23 protein-coding genes are annotated in these 25,550 nt (G+C 63.8%); 8 read left to right on the top strand and 15 right to left on the bottom strand.

Annotated features, from left to right (window positions below):
* Positions 1-56: 56 nt before the first annotated feature.
* Positions 57-1,100 carry an FAD-binding oxidoreductase gene (locus CH281_RS09660; RefSeq protein WP_032392917.1) on the bottom strand — a complete coding sequence of 348 codons (1,044 nt, stop codon included), beginning with the start codon at positions 1,098-1,100 and terminating at the stop codon, positions 57-59.
* An 87-nt stretch (positions 1,101-1,187) separates the two neighbouring features.
* Positions 1,188-2,819: a methane monooxygenase gene (locus CH281_RS09655; protein WP_027494756.1), complete on the bottom strand. Its 1,632-nt coding sequence runs from the start codon at positions 2,817-2,819 to the stop codon at positions 1,188-1,190.
* A 213-nt stretch (positions 2,820-3,032) separates the two neighbouring features.
* Between CH281_RS09655 and CH281_RS09650 the strand changes: the two genes are divergently transcribed.
* The 3 genes from CH281_RS09650 (at position 3,033) to CH281_RS09640 (ending at position 4,046) form a co-directional block, all read left to right on the top strand.
* Positions 3,033-3,392, top strand: a complete 360-nt coding sequence (locus CH281_RS09650) for a hypothetical protein (protein ID WP_143544779.1) — start codon at positions 3,033-3,035, stop codon at positions 3,390-3,392.
* Positions 3,393-3,409: 17 nt separating this feature from the next.
* Positions 3,410-3,679 carry a hypothetical protein gene (locus CH281_RS09645; RefSeq protein WP_143544778.1) on the top strand — a complete coding sequence of 90 codons (270 nt, stop codon included), beginning with the start codon at positions 3,410-3,412 and terminating at the stop codon, positions 3,677-3,679.
* 61 nt (positions 3,680-3,740) lie between these two features.
* On the top strand, positions 3,741-4,046 hold the full coding sequence (locus tag CH281_RS09640) for a hypothetical protein (RefSeq protein WP_052053677.1): 306 nt from the start codon (positions 3,741-3,743) through the stop codon (positions 4,044-4,046).
* Positions 4,047-4,309: 263 nt separating this feature from the next.
* On the opposite strand, the gene CH281_RS09635 is transcribed toward CH281_RS09640, so the two are convergent.
* The 5 genes from CH281_RS09635 to CH281_RS09615 form a co-directional block, all read right to left on the bottom strand.
* Entirely contained in the window at positions 4,310-4,867 is a 558-nt protein-coding gene (locus tag CH281_RS09635; protein WP_094651547.1) for a hypothetical protein, read from the bottom strand.
* A 189-nt stretch (positions 4,868-5,056) separates the two neighbouring features.
* Positions 5,057-5,833 (bottom strand): glucose 1-dehydrogenase, encoded by a 777-nt coding sequence (locus CH281_RS09630; protein WP_094693939.1) that lies wholly within the window; start codon positions 5,831-5,833, stop codon positions 5,057-5,059.
* Positions 5,834-5,918: 85 nt separating this feature from the next.
* A complete protein-coding gene (locus CH281_RS09625) occupies positions 5,919-7,337 on the bottom strand; it encodes a phytoene desaturase family protein (RefSeq protein ID WP_032393015.1) in 1,419 nt (472 codons plus the stop codon).
* On the bottom strand, positions 7,334-9,181 hold the full coding sequence (locus tag CH281_RS09620; protein WP_094693937.1) for a DUF3556 domain-containing protein: 1,848 nt from the start codon (positions 9,179-9,181) through the stop codon (positions 7,334-7,336). The genes CH281_RS09625 and CH281_RS09620 overlap by 4 nt, the downstream gene beginning before the upstream one ends.
* Before the next feature lie 196 nt (positions 9,182-9,377).
* On the bottom strand, positions 9,378-10,661 hold the full coding sequence (locus CH281_RS09615; RefSeq protein ID WP_052053676.1) for a PucR family transcriptional regulator: 1,284 nt from the start codon (positions 10,659-10,661) through the stop codon (positions 9,378-9,380).
* Between the two features lie 94 nt (positions 10,662-10,755).
* Between CH281_RS09615 and CH281_RS09610 the strand changes: the two genes are divergently transcribed.
* A complete protein-coding gene (locus tag CH281_RS09610) occupies positions 10,756-12,246 on the top strand; it encodes a class I adenylate-forming enzyme family protein (protein ID WP_094693935.1) in 1,491 nt (496 codons plus the stop codon).
* Between the two features lie 40 nt (positions 12,247-12,286).
* Here CH281_RS09610 and CH281_RS09605 read toward each other — a convergent pair whose 3' ends face one another.
* Both CH281_RS09605 and CH281_RS09600 read right to left on the bottom strand, forming a co-directional pair.
* A complete protein-coding gene (locus CH281_RS09605) occupies positions 12,287-12,562 on the bottom strand; it encodes a hypothetical protein (RefSeq protein ID WP_032368915.1) in 276 nt (91 codons plus the stop codon).
* A gap of 214 nt (positions 12,563-12,776) precedes the next feature.
* Complete coding sequence (locus tag CH281_RS09600) at positions 12,777-13,235, bottom strand: hypothetical protein (RefSeq protein ID WP_094693933.1); 459 nt, start codon at positions 13,233-13,235, stop codon at positions 12,777-12,779.
* Between the two features lie 113 nt (positions 13,236-13,348).
* On the opposite strand from CH281_RS09600, the gene CH281_RS09595 reads away from it, so the two are divergent.
* The gene (locus CH281_RS09595) at positions 13,349-14,224 is read left to right on the top strand and encodes a bifunctional methylenetetrahydrofolate dehydrogenase/methenyltetrahydrofolate cyclohydrolase (protein ID WP_094693931.1); all 876 of its coding nucleotides are present in this window, start codon (positions 13,349-13,351) and stop codon (positions 14,222-14,224) included.
* Here CH281_RS09595 and CH281_RS09590 read toward each other — a convergent pair.
* The 6 genes from CH281_RS09590 to CH281_RS09565 form a co-directional block, all read right to left on the bottom strand.
* Positions 14,194-14,997 carry an IclR family transcriptional regulator gene (locus tag CH281_RS09590; protein ID WP_027494743.1) on the bottom strand — a complete coding sequence of 268 codons (804 nt, stop codon included), beginning with the start codon at positions 14,995-14,997 and terminating at the stop codon, positions 14,194-14,196. The genes CH281_RS09595 and CH281_RS09590 overlap by 31 nt on opposite strands.
* Positions 14,998-15,066: 69 nt before the next feature.
* The gene (locus CH281_RS09585) at positions 15,067-15,759 is read right to left on the bottom strand and encodes a GntR family transcriptional regulator (RefSeq protein WP_094693929.1); all 693 of its coding nucleotides are present in this window, start codon (positions 15,757-15,759) and stop codon (positions 15,067-15,069) included.
* A 42-nt stretch (positions 15,760-15,801) separates the two neighbouring features.
* On the bottom strand, positions 15,802-16,953 hold the full coding sequence (locus CH281_RS09580; protein WP_027494741.1) for an aromatic ring-hydroxylating oxygenase subunit alpha: 1,152 nt from the start codon (positions 16,951-16,953) through the stop codon (positions 15,802-15,804).
* Positions 16,954-17,047: 94 nt separating this feature from the next.
* A complete protein-coding gene (locus CH281_RS09575) occupies positions 17,048-18,211 on the bottom strand; it encodes an NAD(P)/FAD-dependent oxidoreductase (protein WP_179274151.1) in 1,164 nt (387 codons plus the stop codon).
* On the bottom strand, positions 18,208-18,570 hold the full coding sequence (locus tag CH281_RS09570; RefSeq protein WP_027494739.1) for a bifunctional 3-phenylpropionate/cinnamic acid dioxygenase ferredoxin subunit: 363 nt from the start codon (positions 18,568-18,570) through the stop codon (positions 18,208-18,210). Before CH281_RS09570 ends, CH281_RS09575 begins: the two co-directional genes overlap by 4 nt.
* Positions 18,571-18,940: 370 nt before the next feature.
* Entirely contained in the window at positions 18,941-20,026 is a 1,086-nt protein-coding gene (locus tag CH281_RS09565; protein WP_094693927.1) for an S-(hydroxymethyl)mycothiol dehydrogenase, read from the bottom strand.
* A gap of 362 nt (positions 20,027-20,388) precedes the next feature.
* On the opposite strand from CH281_RS09565, the gene CH281_RS09560 reads away from it, so the two are divergent.
* From CH281_RS09560 to purU, 3 genes are all read left to right on the top strand, one after another.
* Positions 20,389-22,032: a BCCT family transporter gene (locus tag CH281_RS09560; protein ID WP_080729038.1), complete on the top strand. Its 1,644-nt coding sequence runs from the start codon at positions 20,389-20,391 to the stop codon at positions 22,030-22,032.
* A 176-nt stretch (positions 22,033-22,208) separates the two neighbouring features.
* Positions 22,209-24,674 carry a GcvT family protein gene (locus tag CH281_RS09555; protein ID WP_094693925.1) on the top strand — a complete coding sequence of 822 codons (2,466 nt, stop codon included), beginning with the start codon at positions 22,209-22,211 and terminating at the stop codon, positions 24,672-24,674.
* A gap of 25 nt (positions 24,675-24,699) precedes the next feature.
* Complete coding sequence (gene purU / locus CH281_RS09550) at positions 24,700-25,548, top strand: formyltetrahydrofolate deformylase (RefSeq protein WP_032367897.1); 849 nt, start codon at positions 24,700-24,702, stop codon at positions 25,546-25,548.
* Positions 25,549-25,550 lie beyond the last annotated feature (2 nt).

The raw sequence follows: 25,550 nt of genomic DNA, 5'->3' as shown, positions 1-25,550 counted from the left end.
CTCGGTTGAGGTAGGGGCTGGTGTTCGTGGTGCGCGTGCCCGGTCTCGGCGGTGAACTAGTCGAAGGCAGGGCTGGTGAACTTGTCGAAGAAGATCTGGTCCGTCGGCGTTCCGCACACGTCGAGGAGGTCCAACGCAGCGTCGACCATCGGGGGAGGTCCGCACAGGTAGACCTCGGCTTTGGCGATGTCGGGTTCGAGACGACGTACGACGTCGGTGACGTTTCCCTCTTCGATCGACAAGGATCCCGAGGATGCGACTCCCGCTGCGTCGGATACGCACGCCACGAAGGTGAAGTCGACCAAACCTGCACCGAGGGAGATGATCTCGTCGACGTAGAACAAGTCGGCCGGGGTTCTCGCGCCGTAGTAGAAGTGCACGGGACGGGTGTTGCCGGACTCGCTCATGTGCCGGACCAGCGACAGGACGGGCGCCATGCCGGCACCACCGCCGATGCAGACCACCGGCAGGACGTGACCGTCCTTGAGGGTCGAGGAACCGTACGGGCCGGTCAGGGAAATGCTGTCGCCGACCGGAATTCCGTCGTCCAGCAAGGCTGCGAATACGCCGCCCGGATATTTCTTGATGAGGAACTCGACCTGGTTCGGCGTCGACGGTGTCGACGCCATGGAGAAGGATCTGAACTCGTCGGTGCCGGGGATCTGCAGATCGGCGTACTGGCCGGGTTTGAACTCGAACACCTCGGGCTCGATCGGTTCGAGGCGTAGGGCCACGATGTCGGCGGTGACCGACTCGACCGAGACTACGCGGGTGGTGACGTTCTGAATCGGAATTCCACCGAGTAGTTCGTCTTCGTCGAAATTGAGCAGCTCGATGGTGCAATCACTGTAAGCCTTTGTGCGACAGAGTAGTACGAATCCCTCGTCCTGTTCTGCCTCGTTGCACGCGAAAGTGGAGTGGCCCTCCATCTGAATGTCTCCGTCGAGAACGAACGACTTGCACGCCGAGCAACGTCCTTCGCGACAGCCGTGCATCAGGTGGATTCCTTGTCGGAAGGCCGCGTCGAGAATGTGTTCGTCCTCTCGGACCTCCATCTCGATGTCGACCGGGTCGAACGTGATTCGGTGTGTGTCGGCCACGAGGGGTTCTCCTGAATCGAAAGAAAGTGATCGTGCTGGATGCGGTGGGCAGCGCCCGTGATCGGCCGCTGCCCACCGAGTCTGTGATCAGGCAGGCATGGTCGCGCCGGCTCGGTACGCGGCGATGTGTGCGTTCCGCTCCGATTCGGTCATCTGGTTCAGCAACACGTTCGGGCTCTGGAAGGTGTTCCCGCGGACATCGTCGAGTGTCCACATCTTCTTCGGATCCAGATCGAGATGTGGCTGACCGACGAGCGTCTTGCCGTCGTCGCGGACGTAGCCGAGATCGGAGACGATGTCGGCGAGATCCTTGCCGTGGTGCAGTGTCTCCCATTCACGGAAACCGGTGAGACGACCCATGTTCGGCGTCTCCTTGCCCTCGTACTCGCCGCGGAAGGCAACGGCGTCGGTCCAGTAGCACGTCTCCGAACAGTAAGTGCGCCACTGGTTGTCGACCTTCTCGACCACCATGTCCTCACGGATGAGGGCCGGCACCATGCACGTCCAGCAGCGGTGCGGGTACTGGTAGCCGACGTCCTCGAATGCGATCGGCTTGTTGATCCCCGGGTACGCGAGCCGGTTGTACTCCTCCCACCACTTGCCGTACTTGCTGTACCAGCCGGGGTACTTGTGCTCGAACCACTCGAAGTCCGTGTCGGTCATGGTGTCGATGCGCCAGTAGTTGACCGGCCAACCGGTGGCGAAGAATCGCGCGACCTCGTGGACGTAACCCTTGTTCGTGATCCGGTTCCACGCTTCTTCGACCAAGTCGTGGGGGATCGTCAGGCCGTACTTCTCGAGCGGGATCAGGTAGCTGCGGTAGTAGTCGTCGTAGATCCACCGCTGCCACATCTCGGCGTAGCTTTCGCGGTCCTTGCGTCGATCCTTGGTGCCGTACTCGATGAACGTGCCGATGGCCGCGTCGACGACGCAGTGGTTGTTCCACCAGGCGTAACGCAGATCGCGTTCCAGGAGAGGACGATTCCGCTCGTCGGCGAGGGCCATGAGCAGAATCGAGTACCCGTTCGAGATGTGCCGTGATTCGTCGGACTGCACCGAGTGGAACACCGTCGGCAACAGGTAGTCGCCGTTGGCGGCGGCCTCGTCCGGCATGGCCACGAACAAGGTGTTGGTGAACGCCGTCTCCGCCACCACCGTCAGATAGATGTTTGCCGCCGTGATGGCATCACCGGTGATGAAGCCCTCGCCGAACTGCCTGCCGATTGTGCCCGCGTAGTTGTTCGCGAACGCTTTCTCGGTCATGTCGAAGCCGGCCGGGTCGATGTAGTTGTTCATGTACAGCTTCTTGAGATTCATCTGAATCGTCGAGTGACGCACCTCGTCGATCATTTGAACGGCAAGGCCGTTGTGGATCTCGGGGTTCGGCACGGCGTCGATCGCCATCGGCATCGCACGGGCCGCCGAAATCTCGGGGAACGGAATGATCGAGAGGAACAACTTCTGCCACTCGAGCCAGCGTTGCTGGACCTGGCGGAACATGTTGCCGCGAATGGCACCGTCCATCGCGCCGTACACGCGGTTGTCCTTCTCCTCCTCCATGGGGAAGTAGGACCGCATGATCTGCTTGAGTGGGTCCTTCTTGGGTGCTTTCTCGAACGTGTAGTCCGTGCCGAAGCGAGTAGCAGGGGTAGCGAACGTGGGTTCCCACGTCAGCTCCGAAATCTTCGCGTGTGCCTTGGTAAGGCTTTGCCTACTCAATGTGCGCCTCCTGGATGCGAGGTCGGCAGGGGTTGTCGACCTTCTCGGGAAGATGTGCACATGATTGAACACCGTGATATACGTCTCATCCGTCTCAGTTTGAGATTTGTGGCACTTAATGTGCGGCCTGGTAGACGGCGTAGAGATCGGTCGAAAGTGCACCCATAGAAACAAACCGAACGTAAGGTGTGATCGTCTCGCCGAGGAGGGCACGTGAGTTTTGGATCAGGCAGAACGGCGACTGTGAGCGAGTCGGACGCTCAGGCTTCGTCGTTGTTCATCCCGCTGTTGTTCATCTCGGTGCTCTTCGTCGGTGCGTTGCCGTTCTACGTTCGGCAACCGGTCGTCAGCGGTGAGTCGGTGTCGGGTCCGGCGTGGTTCGGCGGTGCGCACCTCGGAGAACCAGCAGCCGATGTGTACTGGCTGTGCGCTCTGCCGGTGTGCATCGGCGCCGTCGCGGTCTACTGCGTGTGGAGCGAACGTCGACGGGCGTCGCCATGCATGCTCGGCTGTGGCTTGTTGCGAGTCTCGGATTGTCGAGTGCAACAGCAGTTTTCGTGCAGAACGGAATGATGTTCTACGTGGGTAACATGACGATTCGAGGATTGTTGCCCTTACTGGCGATATCGATCGCGGTCCTGGTGTGGGGTGTCGGCCTGCGGTCGCGGTTGCTGGTGGCAATCGGTGTTGTCGCCGTTGCTGCGAGTCTGGTGTCCAACCTCTACAACGTCGAGAATCTCGTGCCGCGGGAGGGGGCACTGGACCCCCGCTTCGGTCTGTGGCCGAACATCGTGCTGACCGCAGCGGTGTTCGCGGTCGGAGCAGTGGGGTCGGGGTTTGCCGAACGGTCCCGGCGGTAAATCCTGCAACGCAGCGTGACCCGGGCGATGGGGGTCGTCGCCGGCGGTGGACACTGGCAGGATGGCCAGCCCAGGTGACCCGAAGTCGGTGTGGACGACAGTCTCGGTGATCGTCGGCACCGTGGCAGCAGGCGTCGTAGTCGCCGGTCTTCTCCACGATCCGCAACCCGACGCCGTGTCGATACCCGGCTGTGCGGAGGTCGTCCAGCCCGAGGACATGCAGAGAATCAATTACGCCATTGTCGGACCGGATTCCGCCCCGGCGGGGTTCGACGCAGCAGCCAAGTCGGCCGCTTTGGCGCGAGCCCTTCCCGCCGATCTGCCGGTCCATGTTTTGCCGGGCAGGTCGATGAGCGTCGGACACTGAGTGACGGTACAGTCGTCGATCTGAGATCATCCGAAAGAGGCAGTCGCGTAGAGGTATACGGGACCGACGGCAGCATCGTCGATGTATCCGCCGACCCTGTGTTGACGGTCCAGCAAGTGACCGACATCGCGATGACGCCCAGTCTTCGCTGGAATTCCTAGGCCCCCTTGACCGCCGTACCTTGCACGCCGGTGTCGGCACTGCCCCAACACGTCCGACCCCGCCGCAATGTCTGCGACGGGGTAGGGCACATTCGCGTGCTTCTACGCGCGGGCGACCAGCTTTCCTGCGATTCCCGACAAGATTTCGGTCGGCCTCTGCTGCTCACCCTGCTGAGCACCCAGCACCACGAGGGTTCCGGTCAGAACCGGCAATGCCCACTGGAGGTACTTCAATTGCTTCTGTGCTGCGGCGGCCTCGCGTGGGGTACCTGCTGACGGCTCGGTTGCCGAATCGATCGAATGACCCTGAGCCTTGGTCGTTTTCGCGCCGAGGACACCGCTGTACGCGGTGGCGGCGAGGGCGGCCCCGGTAACGGCGATCTTGAAGTTGGTGTTGGCGGTGACACCCTGTTGATGACGAGCACGACCGCGGTTGGCGATGAGTATGCCTGCGCCGCCGATGAGATGTGCACCGATGGCCGCGGCGTTGACCGGAGCCCATTTCGCCCACCCTGCCGCGGCAACCTGTGCGCGGTCTCGCGGATCCTGCACCGCAGTGGCAGCACCGTTCACGCCGACGGCACCCATGAGCGAGCCGCCGAACCAGGCAGCAGCACCGAGATCGTGTAGCGAACGGATGAGGGTATTTCTGTTGGACATCTGAGGATCCTTCGGTTGTGTGCGCTGCTCCGATCGCGAAACACGCGATATAACAGAGGTTTTGGCGGCCGCGTGAACGGCTCCTTGTCCATCGGTTACCCGCGTGAGCGGTTTCCACACCTGGGCCCCACGCCGACTCGAACCGGAACGCCACGGATGCGCCCTCGCTCCTCGAACCCCGTCAGGCGTTCAGGGCAGTGAGCCGACCAGTCCGCCGTCCAGGACGAGGCTGCTCCCCGTGCACCAGGACGACTGTTGCGATGCGAAGAACGCGACAGCTGCTGCTACTTCCTCCGGTGTGCCGTAGCGCCCTTGTTTGTCGGCGATGAGGGTGTCGAACCCTCCTTCCGGTAGCCCCAGAGCTGCCTCGAATTCGGGGGCTGCCTTGGTGACCAGAGCGGTATCGATGAACCCTGGCAGCACAGCGTTGACTCGAACACCCTGCGCTCTGATCTCCGTTGCGGCGGTTTCGGTCAGATTTCTCACCGCGGCCTTGCTGGCGGCGTAGGGCGCGAGCAGCGCCGAACCTGCCGTCGCGGTGATCGAGCTGATGGTGACGATGGAGCCGCCGCCGGATGCTGCGATCGCGGGTGCGGCATATCGGATGGTCAGGAACACGCCATCGAGGTTGACTGCGGTGGTACGCCGCCAATCGGCGTACGACATCTGTGCGATCGCTCTGACCTCGCCGACACCGGCATTCGGAATTGCTATGTGCAGGTTGCCGAAGTGTTCGACGGTCTGCTCGACGAGAGATCGAACCTGATCCTCGTCGGTGACGTCTGTCGCGACAGCGATCGCACCGTCGATCGAAGACGCCACCTGGCGAGCGGCGTCGAGATCGATGTCGGAGACGACCACCTGTGCGCCGTCGGAGGCCAGTCGCCGCGCTATGGCGGCGCCGAGGCCTGCCCCGGCACCGGTGACGAGTGCGACCTTGCCGTGGAGAGATTCGTCGATTGGCATTGTGTTCGGTCCTTCCGTGGGAAAGCAGAGGTAGTGCCTTCTCGCTGACGACAGAGAAGGCGAAAGGTATTGCTGTGTCGCTGTTTCAGCGCTTCAGCAGGTCATCCAGAGCTCGTCGCGCTGCATTCAGTCCCGCCATGCCGTGTGCACCGGGTCCGGGGGGAGTTGCCGCAGAGCACAGATAGAACTCCGGCGTTCCCGTGCGGTACGGGTCTCGGCCGGGCCGTGGTCCGAGGAGCAATTGTGTCGGCGACGACGTACCGCACAGAATGTCGCCGCCGACGAAATTCGCGTTTCCTTCGGCGAAGCTCTGCGGAGACGTGGTGACTGTCTCCACAATTCGCGAACGCAGGCCCGGTGCGAACTGTTCGATGCGGTCGATCACGACGTCGGTGACATCGTGGTCGAGGCCGGCGGGAACATGGGCGTATGCGTACAGCGGTACGACGTCTCCGTCCGCGCGCTGAGGATCTGCGACGAACTGCTGCCCGACGAGGACGAACGGCCGATCGGGCATTCGTCCTGCAGCGACGGCCGCCTCGGCTGCAACGGTGTCCTCGGCGCTACCTCCCACGTGCACAGTGCCGGCCTGTGCGACCCTGGGGTCGGTCCACGGGACTCCACCGCGCACCGCGAGGTCGACCTTGAACGCAGCTGGTCCGTGCCGAAACCTGTTGTAGGAGCGACGTGTACGCGTCGTGAGTTCCTGGCCGAGTACGTCGGCCACCACGGACGGCGTCGTGTCGAAGATCGTGATGTCCGACGACGGCAGATCGGCTCGTGAGGCAACCCGCGTCGAGGTCTGCACGGTTGCTCCCAGTTCGATGAGCGCGGAGTGCATCGCCCGTGTGATCGCCGCGGTTCCGCCCTCCGCCACCGGCCATCCGTTGTGGTGTCCGGCGGTCAGGATTCCCACCCCGATGGCGGAGGAGAACACTTCGGTCAACGGCCGCATCGCGTGTGCCGCTGCTCCGACGAACAGTGCCCGCGCCTGCGGCGTGGCGAACACCCGTGACAACACCGCAGCGGGCAGAGCAGTCGGCGCACCGAATCTCGCCAGCAGCAGTGGATGTCGGGGCAGGTGCACGACCGGTCCGAGTAGGTCTGCGGACAGTCTGTCGTACGACGACGACGGTTGCCCGAACAGTGCCTTCCATCGTTTGCCGTCCGCACCCAGGCCCACAGCAGTCTCGTTTATCGATCGATGGAGCAGTGCTGCCGCGTCGTCGAGAAGCGGATGAGCACAATCGATCTCGGGCCACCGCCACGTCAGTCCGTGTTGCTCGAGACCGGCCAGGGCGGGTGAACCCACCGCCATCGGATGGAAACCGGCACAGTGATCGACGAGCAGATCGACGGTGGTGAAAGGCCGGTGGCTACGGGTGCCGCCGCCGATCTCGCTCTCTGCCTCCAGCACGGTGACGTGTATGCCGTCGCGTGCCAGAGCAAGTGCAGCGGCAAGCCCGTTCGGGCCGCTGCCCACTATCGTCGCGGATCGCGTCATGATGTCGATTCTCCAGCACCGGCCGTCGCTGACGACGCCTCCGGTGCCGAGTGTCGAGCGGTTGTCGAGTCTGCGCGACGCCGCCACGTCACCGACATGGGGATGGGGCCGTCGGGTAGCCACGGCTGGGCGGACACCGCGTCGTCGACGTTCCACGTGCCGGTTTCGATCACGCCGAGGGCGGCATCGATGAGCTTGTAGGACTGCGTCTTTCGATGGATGGGCTGCGATTCGACCCAGGCCACCACGAACTCGCCCGGCTCGAAGTTGCAGCGTCGCTGAATCGCTGCGATGAGGGAGGCGTCGTGCAGGTGGCCGTCGCCGAAGTTGAAACCGAGAATCGAGTTGCAGGCGAATTCGCCTTCACGCACCGTCCATCGATCGATGTCGGGAACGTTGCGGATCAGAAGCGAGAACAATCCGCGGCCCTGACTGTGCATAGAGCGCCATGCGATGGTCTGTTGCATCGTGATCTCGGCGACGGCAGGCGGGTAACCCATGGCTTCGAGCTGTCGTACCTGATTGCGGGTGGGGCGCACGATCTGATCGAGCTTGTCCTCGGCACCCGGTGCGAACGCCCACAGACCGGAGGCCCAGTTGCCCGCGTACTGGCGCATCGAGGGCGTGAAGGCCACGAGGTCCGGTCGGAGGTTGCCCAGAACCGGGAAGAAGAACAAGCACACCAGCGCTGTCGCCACGAACCACGGGGAGGCGTCGAAGATCGAGAATCCCTGTCCTGCAGGGTGTCCGACGAAGAGAAAGACTGCTGCGTAGGCGAACAACAGATTCCACTCCAGTGGGACCGCCAGCGGGAACGTCGAAATGATGAACAGGTGGAATGCCACCATGAGAAGTGCTCCGACGAGTGCGACGGTCGTGTTGGTGGTGAGCAGCAACACGACCGGTACCGCGATCTCGACGGTGGTGCCCAATACGTGCGCGATCAATTTGGCCGTTGCCGAGGGACGAATGTCGTCCGGGAAATTCCGGTAGTGCTTGCGCCTGGCCCAGCGCGTGGGAATGCAGGGGCTGTTCGAGACCATGGGCGGAACGACGTTGGCGAAATGTGCACCGAATTTCGAGATGCCGGCCCCGACCCACACCGAGAAGATGAGCAGCTTCAGTCCGACGACGAGGTCCACGATGGCGTTGTCACCGAGAATTCCCACGAGCCCGAACAGGACTATCGCAGGACCGTACTGCTCGGCGCGGGCAGCGATGAAGATCGTCTTGTCGCGAAGGCCCACAACGATGGTGAGCAAGACCGGCGCGATCGCCCAGCGTGGATCGACGAGGTTGCCGATGCCCTCGGGCAGGATCGAGGCAAATGCACCGGGCGGTGTTCCGGGCGCGATGACGGGGACGAACAGACTCACCAGGAGAGCGAGATACAGCACGACGTCCAGCGGCGTCCTGGTGTCACCCGAGGTGAACGGCACCCTGCCCGGCCACGGAGGCATCCGAACGGTCCCCGGTTTCGCCCAGAACAGGATTCCGCCTGTCATCGGCTTGAACTTGCCGGCGATCGGTCCCCATGACCCCGCGAGTCCGACGGTTTCGAGCAGCATCGTCCAGTAGACCAACTTCTGGTAGACGATCATGTCGTCCCACCACGAGCCGACGTCCCACGGCATCCCGACGCCGGAACTCAGTGTCGCCAGAGTCAGGCCGATCCCGATGTAGAGCACCAGGAGCTTGACGACGTAGGTGGTGGGGATGACCTTCGGCGAGCCGAAGCCGTAGTCGACCCAATGCAGTGCAAGGGTTTTCACTCGTTCCAGCAGGGGCCGGTCGAGGAAGGTTTCGAGGTCGACAGATGGAAACTGTCCGTTCTTGAATCCCATGAGTGAGCTTTCTGTAGCGAGCGCTGAGGATGAAGGAGCAGGAGTCAGCCCTGTCGCCCGAGGCTCGGTCGCGGTGACGCAACCATCGGACTGTGTCCTGCACCACAGAAAGCTACGGGGTTCCTATCGGCGGTCCCAATGGTTCGCCGACCCGAGGCTCACCTTCGTTTTTGTGACGCCGACACAAAGTGCACTCTCAGGAGAGGATCCGAGACCCGAGCCACTGACATGCGGTGAGGGCAACCTCGACGGCGAGTCGGTCGTCGGACAGTGGCCGGGGGAGCAGCTTCTCGGCGTTGTCGACGCGGTAGCGAATCGAGTTCTTGTGCATCGTCATCACCGCAGCCGCCGCGGAGAGGCTCCGTTCGCACGCAAGGTAGATCCGCAACGTGGTGCGCAATCGTTCGGCATGTGTGGTGTCGGCGGCCAACTGCGGTCCCAGCACGGTCAGGACCCAGGCCTGCAATGCCGACGGGTCGCGAGCGCACAGATCCACCACGGCCAACCCGGGGTCGTCGTAGCGTTCGATCGTTCGGCCTCGGCCACCCAGAACGGCCACGTGATGGGCGCGCTGAGCCTGTCGGTGGGACGTGACGAACCCGGCCGCGTCGAGTCCGATGGCCCCGGCCGCCAACAGGGGTGCGTCCTCGGTCCGCGGACGAGTGTTGATGCGATCGAGAACGACGGCGAGCGCTGTGTCGTTCGATGGAACCTGAATCCATCCCCACGCGGTAGCGCCGTCGCGTCCGACCACCAGGGGAGGGGCCGGACTGTCCAAGTCCGCCGCCAGAGCGCGGATGGTCGTGGTGAACCTGCGCATCCGGTCGCCGCGAACGGCGGACTCACCGACCCAGGCCACGACGGCCAGGTGGCGTCCGCGCAGTCGATACCCGGTCACTCGCTCGACGACGTCCACCGACCCCTTGCCGTTCAGGAGATCGAGTACCGCATCGAGTCGAGCATTCTCGCGATCCGCCAGCCAGGACTCCCGCTCGGTCTCGTACACCGCGGCCACCCGTTGCGAGATCCAGTCGATGTAGTCGAACACCGAATCGACGATCACGCGGTGCGCCTCCATCCGAACCGGGTCCGGCGCGGCCAGCGACATCGAGGTCTCGAACGCTCGATCGAGCAGAAATTGCTGTCCGAGTCGATAGGCGCGAACCAGGGCGTTGACCGGTACGCCCCACTGAGCCAGGCGGCGCGCATATTCGATGGCCGCCGCCGGCGGCTCGAATCCGGCACCGCCGATGTCGTGCTGCAGAGCGTGCAGGATCGTGTCGACGTTGCCCTCGATACTCGATCCCAGCAGCTCGATCAGCGATGGTTCGTTGTTCAGTTCCGTGATGCGCGACGCGAGTGTCGTGCGCATCTGCGCCACGACATCTGCCAGCCGGGCATTGAGGTGCGCGGCAACCGCGGCCACGTGAGTGCGCACCGCCTCGGCGGAGGCGGGCGAGATGTCGGCAGGTGTCGGCACGGGTGTTCCTTTTCGTTTCGGGCTACAAATAATCCGCGGTTTTTGTGCTGCTGGACCGAAGTCTTTCAAATGGGCAATCCGTAACCTACGTCACATGCTGCCAATTCTCGACGCCTCCTCGCCGGTTCTGCAGGCCATGTACCGCCGCATCGACAACGACCCGGACGGCGCGTGTCTGTCCGACGACTCCACTCGGTTGAGCAATGCCGAGTTCGGGCTCGAAGTCGACGCGGTTGCCGCCGAACTCGTCGCCGCGGGGGTGGGAGCGGGTGATGTGGTTGCAGTCTTGCTTCCGAATCGCATCGACATCATCACCACGATGTTCGCGGCATGGGTGCTGGGAGCAACGTTGACTCCCGTCAATCCCGCACTCACCGACGACGAGGTGCGCTATCAACTCGAGGACTCGACCGCCCGCGTGCTCGTCGGTAGCGAGCGAGCCTGCACTCTAGGCCGCGCACAGGGTATTTCGTTCATCGACGTGGACTCCGGCGATCGTCGTCCCCGCACGCCGCAGTTGGACGGCGCGCATCGTGGATCGGGGCCTGCCGACAGCTCGGCACCGGCCTTGATCGTCTACACCTCGGGAACGACGGGGCGGCCGAAAGGCTGTGTGCTGACTCATCGCAACGTCGACCGGATGAGCGCCGCGATCGTGACGGCCTGCGAATTGACCGAGGTCGATACGAGCCTGTTGGTACTTCCACTCTTTCACTGCAACGGACTCGTCGTCGGCTCGGTCGCTCCGCTGCGAGCCGGCGGACGTGTGCACATCGCCCCACGTTTCTCGCCGGACACGTTCTGGGACAACGTGGAGACTGTCCGGCCCACCTACTTCTCCGCAGTGCCCACCATGTACTCGCTGCTTGCGGACCGTGGATCGACCGACCGCGACATCTCGTCGCTTCGATTCGTCATCTGTGGAGCAGCGCCCATGCCTGCCGGCCTGATCGCGTCATTCGAATCGATCTTCGGCGTGCCGGTCGTCGAAGGGTACGGCCTGTCGGAATGCACTGTGGCGGCAACGATCAACCCGCCGAACGGGATTCGAAAGCCGGGCACGGTCGGCATTGCGCTCCCCGGTATCGACATCGCGATCGATACACCCGACGGTCCGACCTCCCTTCCTGGCCGGACCGGTGAAGTGTTGGTGAGCGGACAGACGGTCATGCAGGGATATCTGGGCCTGCCGGACGTGACCGCTAAGACCATTCGAGAGGGGTGGTTGCACACCGGCGACATCGGAGTCCTCGACGAGGACGGCTATCTCGTCTTGGTGGATCGACTCAAGGACATGATCATTCGCGGCGGCGAGAACATCGCGCCGAGCGAAATCGAACATGTCCTGCAATCCCATCCCGACGTCCTGGAAGTGGCCGTCGTCGGCGAAGCGCATCCGGTCTACGGGGAGGTACCCGTCGCGCACGTCGTTGCACGAGCCGGTCGCAGTATCTCGGTCGACGAGCTGGACGCGCACTGCGCGCAGAGCCTGGCCAAGTTCAAGCGACCGACTCGGACAGTCGTCCACGACGCTCTACCGAAGAACTCCGTCGGAAAGATCGTGAAGAAGGAGCTCGGCGCGTAGTCCGATCCGTCCCGCCGGTACCGGGGCGGGACGGCCGCGATCACATGGACGACGCCAAGTAGGTCAGGAACACGACGAACAATCCGATGCCACCGAGCGCCGCACCGATCACGGCGTCGCGACCGTTGGACGCGTCGCCCTCGACTGCGCGGCCGAGACCGATCCAGCCACTGACCACCGCGATCACTCCGGCCGGGATGGTCACAAAGTCTCCGACGAACGGCACGAACGCGCAGACGACCGCGACGATGCCCGCAATCAACGCCAGGTTTCCGGCACCGTCACGGAACATCGACCGAGAAGGGGACTTGCGCATCACCGGCACTCCTTCTCGCATGCAGTGCGGCAGCACCGCCCCGACCTGTTTTTCTGCAGGTAACCGGCAACGACGCCTCCATAGTAGAGACTCGATCATCTCTTCATCGGCGACGGTCGGTCGGATTTCATCGGAACGGGGTGGGAGTCGCGGCCGGTTGTATGCGCTGTGCCGTCGGGCAATCGCCGTCGAGCCTTGCACCCGACCCGAATGGTCAGGGCTTGGGCGTGCTCTTGCGGACGCGGTAGTTGTGCCATGCATGTGCCGCCAGGGGCACCCCGACAACGCCGATGCAGACGACCGCTACTGCGAAAGACCACGGCACGTATGCGCTCTTCGCGGTCAACGCGACGCCGAAGACGGCCATCGGAAATCCGAAGGCCTCCAATAGGTCTACTCGCCGGGGTTCGATTGGTGGCCGACCGTTCCATGGAATTCTGTGACCAGCGTTCTCGCACAGCGTTCGCCTTGTCGACGCAACGGTCAGCGCCGCGCCTATCGCTGTGGTGCATATCCATGCGACGACCATCCATGACTGTCCGTCCTCGAACAGAATCGCGGTCAGAACAAGTCCTACAAGGACGATGCGCGCACCCCACACCTTCCATCGAGGTGCAGCCTCGCGCTCGTCCCGTTGCACGTCGACCGGCCGCATCGGCTGCAGGGGCTCCATGTCTCGACCCTCCCATACCGCGGCTCTTGACCGGTCCCTGCGACTCACCGTACCCTGACCGACAGTTGATATATCAGAAACGCAGCGGCCCGCCGAACCGAGGAATCGAAAGTATGACCACAGCGCTCAAGATCGACGGAACCGCGGTCAGCGCGATCGTCAAGGACGATCTGCGGTACCGCGTCGAACGGCTCGCCCAGCAGGGGATTCGGCCCGGCCTGGGCACGATTCTGGTGGGCGACGATCCGGGGAGCCGTTCCTATGTCGCGGCGAAGCATCGCGACTGCGCCGAGGTGGGACTGCATTCGATTCAGGTCCGGTTGCCTGCGTCCGCGAGTCAGCAGGAGATCGAAGATGCCGTGCACGCTCTCAACGAGGATCCCGAGTGCACCGGGTTCATCGTTCAGTTGCCGCTGCCCTCGCACATCGCCACCCATCGGGTGATCGAGCTGATCGATCCTCGCAAGGATGCCGACGGGCTGCATCCGACCAATTTGGGTCGGCTCGTACTCGGCATGGACGGGCCGCTGCCCTGCACCCCACGCGGGATATTGGAACTGCTTCGGCACCACGATGTTCCGATCACCGGTGCTCGCTTCTGCATCATCGGATGTGGAATCACGGTGGGTCGTCCGCTCGGCTTGATGCTGACGCGTCGCAGCGAACACGCCACCGTGACGATGTGTCACGAGGCGACGGTGGACACCGCCGCGCACACTCGGGCCGCCGACGTGGTCATCGCGGCAGCGGGTGTTGCGCATCTGGTGCAACCGGACTGGATCAGTGCCGGAGCCACGGTGTTGTCGGTGGGAATCACCCGTACCGTCGAGGGCATTCTCGGCGACGTGCACCCCAGCGTCGAGCACATTGCGGGGCGGCTCAGCGGAGCGACCGGCGGGGTGGGGCCGATGACCAGGGCGATGCTGCTGACGAACGTGGTGGAGTGTGCGGAGGCCACTCAGGCCGAGGGGATGAAGGACTCCCGGTAGCCCATTTTTTCGCTGATCTCGGCGGCGGCGGCCAGCACGTCGGGGACGATGGCCCGCATTCTGGTCTCGTCGAAGCGGTAGACCGGTCCCGAGATGCTCAGCGCCGCGGTCGTCTTGCCGGTGTAGTCGAGAATCGGGGCCGCGATGGCGTTGAGTCCGGTCTCGAACTCTTCGACGACGACGGCGTATCCGAGGGATACCGCGGCATCGAGTTCGGCAGTGAGACCGGCTTTGGTGGTGAGTGTGTGCTCGGTGTACCGGTGGAGGTCGAGTCCGTCCACGACGTCCTGACGCGTATCGGAGTCGAGGGCAGCCAGCAACACCTTGCCGCTCGCGGTGGCGTGCAGCGGTGTCTGCTCCCCGATCCAGTTGTGGGTTCCCACCGAACTCGGCCCGCGGGCCTGATCCAGGTGGACCGCTGTATTGGACCGCAGCACAGCGATATTGACCGTTTCGCCGAGCTTGCCGGCGAGGCGTTCACAGACCGCGTGGCCGTATTCGGTGATCTCCAGACGCTCGGGCACGGCCGCCGCGAGCCGGAGGACTCCGAGGCTGAGCCGGTACTTGCCGCGATTGTGCGTCTGCATCACCATGTCGTGTTCTTCGAGCGACGCCAGCAGCCTCGACACCGTGGATTTGTGCACACCGATCTCGGTGGCGATGGCGCTCACGCCGGCCTCTCCGAGCCGTGCCACGACCTCGAGCACCCGAAATGCGCGGTCGACGGACTGGACGCCACCCTCGGGGGCACGTGTCGAATCGTCGCTGGCCACCCCCGCGACTATACGTAACAGGCACTTGGCCGTGGTGTTGCCCCTCGGAGCGTGGCCCGAGCCGGCGATCTAGATGACGGCGCGCACCGCGTCGTCGAACTCGGTCACGTGTGCTCGGGCGATGGTCGCGGCTTTCTCGGCATCCCCGGCCGCGATGGCGCGCAGCAGCTCGGTGTGCGTCCCCACATGGTCGGCCAGGGGAGGCAGACGATCCATGAACAACCAGAAGATTCGCGTCGCGAGATTGTTGTAGCGAATCAATGCGTCTTCGAGAACCGGGTTGGCCGCCAGCCGGTAGACGGTGCGATGCACTTCGGCGTCCCAGTTGATCAGGTCGTGTTGGCTCGGCGGCGTCGCCTCGTACTTCTGGGTGCGGTCGGCCATGCCCAGTAGAACTTGGCGTTGGGTTGCGGTGGCCGCGGTGGCGGCCTTGGCGGCGGCAAGAGGCTCGAGCCGCTGGCGGATTTCGGAGATGTCGCCCAGATCGGCGACGTCGATGGCCGTGGCGAAAGTGCCGCGGCGGGCGTGCGAGATGACGAGGCGCTCGTACTCGAGCCGTTTGAGCGCTTCCCGCACCGGCGTGCGTCCTACCCCCAGCTCGGCGGACAACGCCGATTCGACGACGGCCTCACCCGGCTTGATGGTCAGCATGATCAGTTTGTCGCGGATAGCCGAGTAGGCGACGTCGGCCATCGTCGCTCCGGGTTCGCCCGGCACCCCCGACGATCCGGGGGCGCCCGGCGATGCGACCTCGACACTCATGGTTACCGATCCTATCGGCACCGAGTGCGGGGCAGCGTGCGGTCAGGCCTCGATGCGGTTCTTCAGCCAATCGTGGAAGATGCCGATGTGGTGTTCGCTGCCCACCAGCACTCCGCCGTCGCGGTACTTCCGTGAGCTCATGGCGGGCTGGCAGCGTTCGCACGCCTCGAAGTCCTGCAGATTGACGCGGTGGAACAACTCCACCGATTTCTGCAGATCCCGTCCCGATGCGACGACGCCGGGCAGGTACAGCCAATCGCATTCCACCAGAGTGCGATCGGCGGCAAGCGGATACATCCGATGGATGATCACGTGATCCGGGACGAGGTTGACGAACACCTGTGGCCGGACGGTGATGGCGTAGTAGCGCCGGTCCTGTTCGGGTGCGATTCCGGGAATGGAGTCGTGTCCCTCGGAACCGTCGAGCGTGAATCCCTTGACGGATTCCCCGAATTCGGCTCCGTGGCCCACGTAGTACTGGGCCGCGTAACCGTCGGCGAATTCGGGAAGTACCTCGGTCAGCTCGGGGTGGATGGTGGCGCAGTGGTAGCACTCCATGAAGTTCTCGATGATGAGCTTCCAGTTGGCCTTGACGTCGTAGCTCACGCGGCGGCCGAGACCGAGGTCTTCGATCTTGTAGCGGTCGATCGACTCGACGTCGCCGAGTCGATCACGGATGTCCTGCACCACAGTGGTGTCGAAGGAGGCCGGATTGTCGCTCAGATTGACCCAGACGTACCCGAGCCATTCCTCGACCGACACCGACGCTAGGCCGTAGCGAACCCGATCGATGTCGGGCATCTTGGTGAGATTCGGTGCTGCGATGAGCTTTCCGTCGAGATCGTAGGTCCAGGCGTGGTACGGACACTGGAACGATCGCTTGACTTCGCCCTTGTCCTCCATGCAGATTCGAGCACCGCGGTGCGCGCACACGTTCAGGTAGGCCTTGATCGCCCCGGTTCGGGTGCGCGTCACGATGACGCTTTCGCGCCCGATCTGCACGGTGCGGAAGGCACCGGGCTTGTCCAGATCGGCGGCACGGACCGCGCAGATCCACAGTTCCTCGAAGATCTTCTCCTGCTCGAGCTCGAAGATGGCCGGATCGGTGTAGTAGCGACCGGGAAGGGTGGAGATGAGGCTTTCGGGCAGGGGAAGGGAGGTTGCGGGCGGCGTGGTGTCGGGAATGGTGGTCAAGGGGTCCTCCGTACGTGGCCGATCTTGTGGATCGGTGACGAGACGTCAACTGGGGTAATGGAATACGACGGGTGGAGCAGCGGCCTGGGTGATTTCAGACCGCGCGAGCGGGAGCCGAGAGCTGTCGGCGCCAGCGGGTGAACAATCGAACTTGATTGACACCGAGTACACCGACCGGAAGTCCGTCGGATCGATACACGGCGAGGAAACTCCCGAGTTCGGGCGAACCCTCTTCGATGGTGCATTCACTGTCCGGTCCGGCGGTGCCGGCGAACTGAATACGTGACCCGTACTGGTCGGACCAGAAATACGGAGGTTTGACGTGTTGGCCGCCGTAACTGCCCGAGAGCAGGGTGGCCACTGCAACGGTGGGTCGTTCGGACGCCCCTGCCCAATGCTCGACGCGTCGGTGGACACCGGTCGAATCCAGCCATGCGGCGCAGTCGCCGACTGCGACCACTCCGGGTACGGCGGTCGCGCCGCCGCCGTCGCACAGGATTCCGTTGCCCAGCGCGAGTCCGCTGGTGCCGAGCCAGTCGATGTTCGGAATGCCGCCGATGCCGACAACCACGACGTCGGCGTCGAGGAGTCGACCGTCCGCGAGGCGAACGCCTGTCACTCGGTCGGTGCCGGTCAGGCCGTCGACGGCGATTCCGCAGATCAACGTGGTGCCGTTGTCGCGGTGCAGATTGCCCACCGCGCTACCCAATCGTGCACCGAGTGGCCCGGCAAGCGGTGACGGGGCGGCTTCGACGACGGTGACGTCGAGGCCCAACTTCCTTGCGGTGGAGGCTACTTCGGCTCCGATGAAGCCTGCGCCGATGACGACGAGACGTGCGCCGGGCGTGAGATCTGCACGCAGCCGGTCGGCGTCGTCGATCGTACGCAATACGTGCACACCGGCGAGGTGATCGGTACCGGGAAGCGATCGCGCGCGTGAGCCGGTGGCGAGGACGACGCCGTCGGAGGTCAGCTCGGCACCGTCGTCGAGAGTGACGGTGCGACGCGATGGATCGAGGGCGGTGGCCGTGCGGCCCAGAATCCAGGTGGCGTCGAGGTTTTCGTCGTCGGGTTCGAGGGCGAGAGTGCTCACGTCCACGTCGCCGGCGAGGTATTCCTTCGACAGGGGAGGGCGGTCGTAGGGTCGATGGCTCTCGGCACCGACGATGGTGACGGAGCCGTCGAACCCGGCCGCCCGCAGTGCACGCGCGGAGCACAGGCCTGCCAGGGAGGCTCCGACGATGGTGACGCTCTTCATGAATGTCCCTCGGCGGCCAACCGGCTGCGAACGTCGGGCGGAAGATTGGGGGCCGCGGTGCTCAGCTCGACATAGACGACGCCGTCCTCGACGACGACGGTGTGCGTGCGGACAGGCAACTTGGCGGGCGGAGCGTCGACAGCACCGGTACGCAGGTCGAAGGTGGACGCGTGGAGCGGGCATTCGACCGCGCACCCTTCGAGCCAGCCGTCGGCGAGCGACGCGTCCTGATGCGTACAGGTGTCATCGATCGCGAACAGCTCACCGTCCTCGGTGTGGAACACCGCCACCGGAGGGGTGGTGTCGACGCGCAGAGCTTCGCCGCCGGGGAGATCGGCCAAGGAACACACCTTGAGCATTCGGATCCTTTCTGTATCGCTATGCGGAACACGTCTTACTTCCCGCAACAACAGTGTGAACATCGCCACAAGAGTGTGTCAATAGGTGACGGCACTTTTCATACACGCGAAACACGACGTAACCGGAACCGGACAAACCACGCGTTGTACCAGCTGAGCAGGTGGTTAGCCCGTGCAATGACATGCGTGGCCGGTGTCGCATCCGCCCGACTCGATGATGCCCCCGACGTCGGAATACGTCGAGGGCACCATGAAACAAAACGCTACCGACGGGTAAAAAGGCCCATTTTGATATATCAGACGTGCCGAGCCGCAGCGCACGGGCTCGAGTCACCGGAAGCGGCCACCTTCTCGACCCGCAACTGCCCGCTCACAGGACCACCACCGAACGCAGCACCGTGCCCTGATGCATCTTCTCGAACGCCGCCTCGATATCACCGAGACCGATCCGTTCGGTCACGAACTTCTCCAGCGGCAACCGACCCTGCTCGTACAGATCGACCAACATCGGAAAATCCCGCTCCGGCAGGCAATCGCCGTACCACGACGACTTCAACGACCCACCCCGGGAAAAGAAATCGATCAACGGCATCTCCACCGTCATCTCCGGCGTCGGCACCCCGACGAGGACGACGGTCCCGGCGAGATCGCGGGCGTAGAACGCCTGCTTCCAGGTTTCCGGACGCCCGACGGCATCGATGACCACATCCGCCCCGAACCCACCGGTGAGCTCCTGGATGGCCTCGACGGCATCGACCTGCGAGGCATCGACGGTGTGCGTGGCCCCGAGATCGAGAGCCCAGTCGAGTTTTTTCTTGTCACGGTCGACGGCGATGATCGTCGACGCCCCCGCCAGGCGGGCCCCGGCGATCGCAGCATCCCCGACACCGCCGCACCCGATCACCGCCACCGAATTACCGCGGGAGACGTTCCCGGTGTTCATCGCCGCACCGAGCCCGGCCATCACCCCACACCCGAGCAGACCGACCACCGCCGGATCGGAGTCCGGGTCGACTTTGGTGCACTGGCCTTCGTGGACGAGGGTCTTGTCGGCGAACGCACCGATCCCCAACGCCGGCGAGAGTTCGGTACCGTCGGCGAGAGTCATCTTCTGCGACGCATTGTGGGTGTCGAAGCAGTACCAGGGGGTGCCTTTCTTGCAGGCTCGGCATTCCCCGCACACCGCCCGCCAGTTCAACACCACGAAATCACCGACCTCGACATGAGTGACCGCGTCGCCGATGGTTTCGACGGTGCCTGCGGCTTCGTGGCCGAGCAGGAACGGGAACTCGTCGTTGATGCCGCCCTCGCGGTAATGCAGATCGGTATGACACACCCCGCACGCGGCGATGGTGACCACGACATCGTTCGGGCCGGGATCGGGAATGGTGATCGTCTCGATCGAGACGGGCTCGCCTTTGCTCTTGGCGACGACGGCGCGGACCTGCTGCGGCATGGTTGGTACTCCTGAGTGAAGTGAAGGAGCGGCGTTCAAGGCCGCCGACGGTGGTGGAATAGGCTTAATATATCAGTTACCGGACAGTATCGAATGTTAAAAGCGAGTATCGAATTCGGACAACTTTTGGCATTTGAAATTGCGTAGATGCTGTTCAGAGGCGTTGTCCGTTTCGAAAATCCGTGATGAACGCGTCGAAATGACCAGCCATCTATTGACATAGCCCCTGGGTCGGCTCAGTCTTGTTCGAGTCCAAACAAATCGTAGTTGCGCAGAGAGCAACGAGTCGCGCACCTATCCGACCACCCACGCTGCGTGCACGGGCGACACACCTATTCGGCGAGAGCCGGAGGGAGAACGATGTGACAACGAACAGCAAACCCCGGGGCGACAAAACTCGCGTCGCTGCACCCGAGAAACATGCCCCTCATCATTACGGCCCCCTCGAGGTCTACCACCACGGAGAGGAGGGCAAGCCGCGCACCGACAAGGTGGTGTTCGGTATCACCGCCGCCATCGTGATCGCGATTCTGGCATGGGGCATCCTCGGCACCGAGAACATGAAGTCCGTCAACGCGTCGGTACTCGACTGGGTCGTGACCAACGTCGGCTGGCTGTTCATCTTCTCGGCCACCGGGTTCGTGATCTTCGCGCTGTGGCTCGCGCTCAGTCGCTACGGAAAGATTCCGCTCGGCAAAGACGGTGAGAAGCCCGAATTCAACACCGTCAGCTGGATCGCAATGATGTTCAGCGCCGGCATGGGAATCGGATTGATCTTCTGGGGAGTGGCCGAGCCCCTCACTCATTTCGTCACCCCGCCGCCCGGAATCACCGATTCCACTGTGGGAACGGCACTTTCGACAGCCATCTTCCACTGGGGACTGCATCCCTGGTCGATGTACGCGGTGGTCGGATTGTCCATCGCCTACGGCACCTACCGGATGGGCCGCAAGCAGCTCATCAGCTCCTCGTTCATTCCGCTGATCGGTCGCCGCGCCGAAGGCCCCATCGGCAAGGTCATCGACATTCTGGCGATCTTCGCCACGATGTTCGGCACCGCGGCATCCCTCGGCCTCGGCGCACTCCAGATCGGTTCCGGTATCGAGGTTCTCGGCTGGGTCAACCAAGCGGGGACGCTTCTGCTCGTGGCTGTCGTCGCCATCCTGACACTTGCGTTCGTGGCCTCGGCAGTGTCCGGGGTTTCCAAGGGAATTCAGTGGCTGTCTAACATCAACATGGTGCTGGCTCTCGTGCTTGCGATCTTCGTGTTCGTCGCGGGCCCCACAGTCCTGATCCTGAATCTGCTGCCCACCACTCTCGGCGACTACGCCGCGCACATCGCCGGCATGTCGGCGCGCTCGGCGGCATCCGGTGGCCCCGAGACCGAGTCCTGGCTCTCGTCCTGGACGATCTTCTACTGGGCCTGGTGGATCTCGTGGACCCCCTTCGTCGGTATGTTCCTCGCTCGCATCAGTCGCGGCCGCACCATCCGCCAGTTCGTCATCGGCGTCATTCTCATCCCTACGTCGGTGAGCTTGGTCTGGTTCTCGATCTTCGGTGGAGCGGCAATCGGCGAGCAGCAGAAGGGAACCGAGGATCTGGTGGCCCTGGGTAAGCCGGAGTCGCAGCTGTTCGCGGTTCTCGACCACTTCCCGTTGGCCGGCATCTCGTCGGTGTTGGTGATGGTCTTGGTGGGCATCTTCTTCGTCAGTGGTGCCGACGCTGCCTCGATCGTGATGGGCACGCTGTCGCAACGGGGCACCCTGGATCCGTCCCGTGGGGTCGTCGCCTTCTGGGGTGTCGTCACCGGCGGCATCGCGATCCTGATGCTGTGGACGGGAGGTTCGGACGCTCTCAATGGGTTGCAGACGATGACCATCATCGTGGCGGCGCCGTTCGTACTGGTGATGATCGGTACGTGTGTCTCGCTGTACAAGGACGTCACGAACGATCCGTTCATCGTCAAGAACCCCAAGGCCCCGCCGAAAGTCAAGGCCGGCAAGTGAAGTGAGCGATGGTGCGGGACGCGAAACTATGCGTCCCGCACCATCGGTATTTCGGGGGTTGACCACAACCATCCCTGCCCATACTCTTGATATATCAATCTCTGGTTAGTTGTCGTGCAGGCCGTGGACCGCTTCGGCCGAGCTCCATCTCTCCACCCCGATACGGAAGGACCACCATGGGTTCACCGAGAGTTGTCATCATCGGCGCCGGCATAGTCGGTACCAACGTGGCCGACGAGCTCACCGCACGCGGTTGGGATCGCATCACCGTGCTGGATCAGGGGCCGCTCCCTCTCACGGGTGGATCCACCTCGCACGCACCGGGTCTGGTGTTCCAGACCAATGCATCCAAGACCATGACCGAACTCGCCCGATACACGGTCGAGAAGTTCATGAACCTCGAGGTGGACGGGCAGTGGTGCTTCAATCAGCTCGGCGGCCTCGAAGTGGCCACCACCGAGGAGCGACTGGCCGACCTGCATCGCAAGCAGGGCTGGGCCACGTCCTGGGGCATCGAAGGATCGGTCATCGACCCGTCCGAATGCGCCAAACTGCATCCGCTGATAGACCGTTCGCGGGTTCTCGGCGGTCTGTACGTCGAGACCGACGGTCTTGCCAAAGCGTCCCGTGCCGTCGTGGCACTCACCCGTCGCGCAGAATCGCGCGGAGCGGTCTTCCGTGGTTCCACCAAGGTCATCGGTATCGAACAGACGGGTGGCCGCGTCACCGGTGTGGCAACCGACAACGGCGTCATCGAGGCCGACATCGTGGTGTCCTGCGCCGGCTTCTGGGGCCCCGATGTGGGCGAACTGGTCGGCATGAAGGTGCCGCTGCTGCCCTTGGCGCACCAGTACGCCAAGACCGATCAGATCCCGGAACTGGTGGGACGCAACACCGAAGCGGCCGAGGCCGGCATGCCCATTCTTCGTCATCAGGATCAGGACCTGTACTTCCGCGAGCACGTCGACCGTCTCGGCATCGGAACCTACGCCCACCGCCCGATGCCCGTCGACACCAAGACCCTGCCCGGCGGAGACGGTGTGTCCGACGAGGCGATGCCGTCCATGCTCGACTTCACGCAGGAGGACTTCGCGCCGTCGTGGGAGCAGTCCAAGCTGCTGTTGCCGTGCCTCGAGACCGCCAAGATCGACCACGGCTTCAACGGAGTCTTCTCGTTCACCCCCGACGGTGGACCGCTGCTCGGTGAGTCTCCGGACGTCAAGGGCTTCTGGATCGCCGAGGCCGTGTGGGTGACGCACTCGGCCGGAGTCGGCCGGGCCATCGCACAGTTGCTGGTCGACGGACGCTCCGAGGTCGAACTGCACGGATGCGACGTCAACCGCTTCGAGGATTTCCAGCTCGATCCCTCGTACGTCAGCGAAACCTCGCAGCAGAACTTCGTCGAGATCTACGACGTGCTGCATCCCTCGCAGCCGCGGTTGTCCCCGCGTGACGTTCGGGTCAGTCCCTTCAATGCGCGGCAGCATCAGCTCGGTGCCGTGTTCCTCGAAGGCGGCGGGTGGGAACGCCCGCACTGGTACGAGGCCAATGCCGATCTGGTGCACCAGCTTCCCGTCGAGTGGCAGCCGCCCGAGCGCGACGAGTGGGCGTCGATGTTCCATTCGCCCATTGCCGCGGCCGAGGCGTGGAAGACCCGTACGTCCGTCGCCATGTACGACATGACCCCGCTCAAGCGTCTGCGCGTTCGCGGGCCCGGTGCGCTGGCACTGTTGGAGGGATTGACGTCCGGCAAGATGGACAAGTCCGTCGGAGCTGTCACGTACACGCTGGCTCTCGACGAGAAGGGCGGCGTCCGAAGCGATCTCACCGTGGCACGGTTGTCTGCCGACGAGTTCCAGGTCGGAGCCAACGGCAATCTCGACTTCGATTACCTCCGCCGTGAAGCACCGAGTGACGGCAGCGTCACCGTCGACGACATCACCGGATCCACGTGCTGCATCGGCCTGTGGGGTCCCCACGCCCGCGAGGTCGTGGAGAAGCTCACCCAGGACGACTTCTCGAACGAGAACTTCAAGTACTTCCGCTGCAAGCAGGTTCGTATCGGGGGAGTGCCCGTTACGGCGATGCGATTGTCGTACGTGGGCGAGCTCGGGTGGGAGCTGTACACCACCGCCGATTACGGCCAGCGACTGTGGGACATGTTGTGGCAGGCCGGTTCCGAGTTCGGGATCATCGCCGGCGGGCGCGCTGCGTTCAACAGCCTGCGCATGGAGAAGGGCTACCGGTCGTGGGGTTCGGACATGACCACCGAGCACAACCCCTACGAGGCAGGCCTCGGCTTCGCGGTACGCCCACAGAAGGGCGAATTCCGCGGGCGCGACGCCGTACTCGAGATGTCCGACGACACCGTCTCGAAGAAGCTGGTCTGCCTGAAGATCGACGACGGCACGTCGGTGGTACTCGGCCACGAGCCCGTCCTGGTGGACGGTGAACCCGCCGGCTACGTCACCAGCGCCTCGTTCGGTCACACCGTCGGTGCGCCGATCGCCTACGCCTGGGTTCCTGCCGGTAGCGCAGAACCCGGTGCAGCAGTACAGATTCGATACTTCGATCGGCTCGTGTCCGCCACCGTCGTGGCCGAGCCCCTCGTCGACCCCGAGATGGCCAAGATCCGCAGCTGACGACCCACCAGTACCAGGAGATTCGATGACCGAGAACTTCACCCTCACGCTCAGCTGCGGCCAGCGGCCGGGCATCGTCCGGGCCGTCAGTGCGTTCCTCTTCGACAACGACTGCGACATCGCCGAACACCAACAGTTCGACGACTCCACGGACGGCTCGTTCTTCCTTCGCACCTCGTTCGTGGCCAGCGGTGCCACCGACATCGAGAAGCTGACGGACAGCTTCCGCGAGGTGGCCGACCGATTCGCGATGACGTACACCTTCAACGGCTGCAGCCAGCCGCGCGTGCTCGTCATGGTGTCCAAGATGGGACATTGCCTCAACGATCTCATCTTCCGTTGGCGCTCACAGAATCTCGGCGGCGAACTGGTGGCCGTGGTGAGCAATCACGAGGTGCTGCGGCCGATGGCCGAGGCCGCCGGGCTGCCGTTCGTTCACGTTCCCGTCACCCCGGGTACCAAGGCCGAGGCCGAGCAACGCCTGCTCGACCTCGTCGCCGAGTACGAGGTGGACCTGGTGGTGCTGGCCCGCTACATGCAGGTGCTTTCCGACGAGACGTGTCGAGCGCTGCACGGCAAGGCGATCAACATCCATCACTCGTTCCTGCCCGGCTTCAAGGGCGCGAAGCCCTACCACCAGGCCTTCGACCGGGGCGTCAAGCAGGTCGGAGCGACGGCGCACTACGTCACCCCCGACCTGGACGAGGGCCCGATCATCGAGCAGCAGGTCATTCGTATCGACCACACTCACGACCCGTCTCGTCTGGCCACCGTCGGACAGGACGCCGAGGCCCTCGCACTCTCGCGGGCGGTCCGCTGGCACTGCGAGAATCGCGTCCTGCTGCACGGACACCGGACGGTCATCTTCAGCTGAAC

This window comes from Rhodococcus sp. 06-221-2 (genome assembly GCF_002258365.1).
Taxonomy (GTDB): Bacteria; Actinomycetota; Actinomycetes; order Mycobacteriales; family Mycobacteriaceae; genus Rhodococcoides; species Rhodococcoides fascians.
Note: the sequence above shows the minus strand (reverse complement) of the source record. Positions and strands in the feature narration are given on the sequence as shown.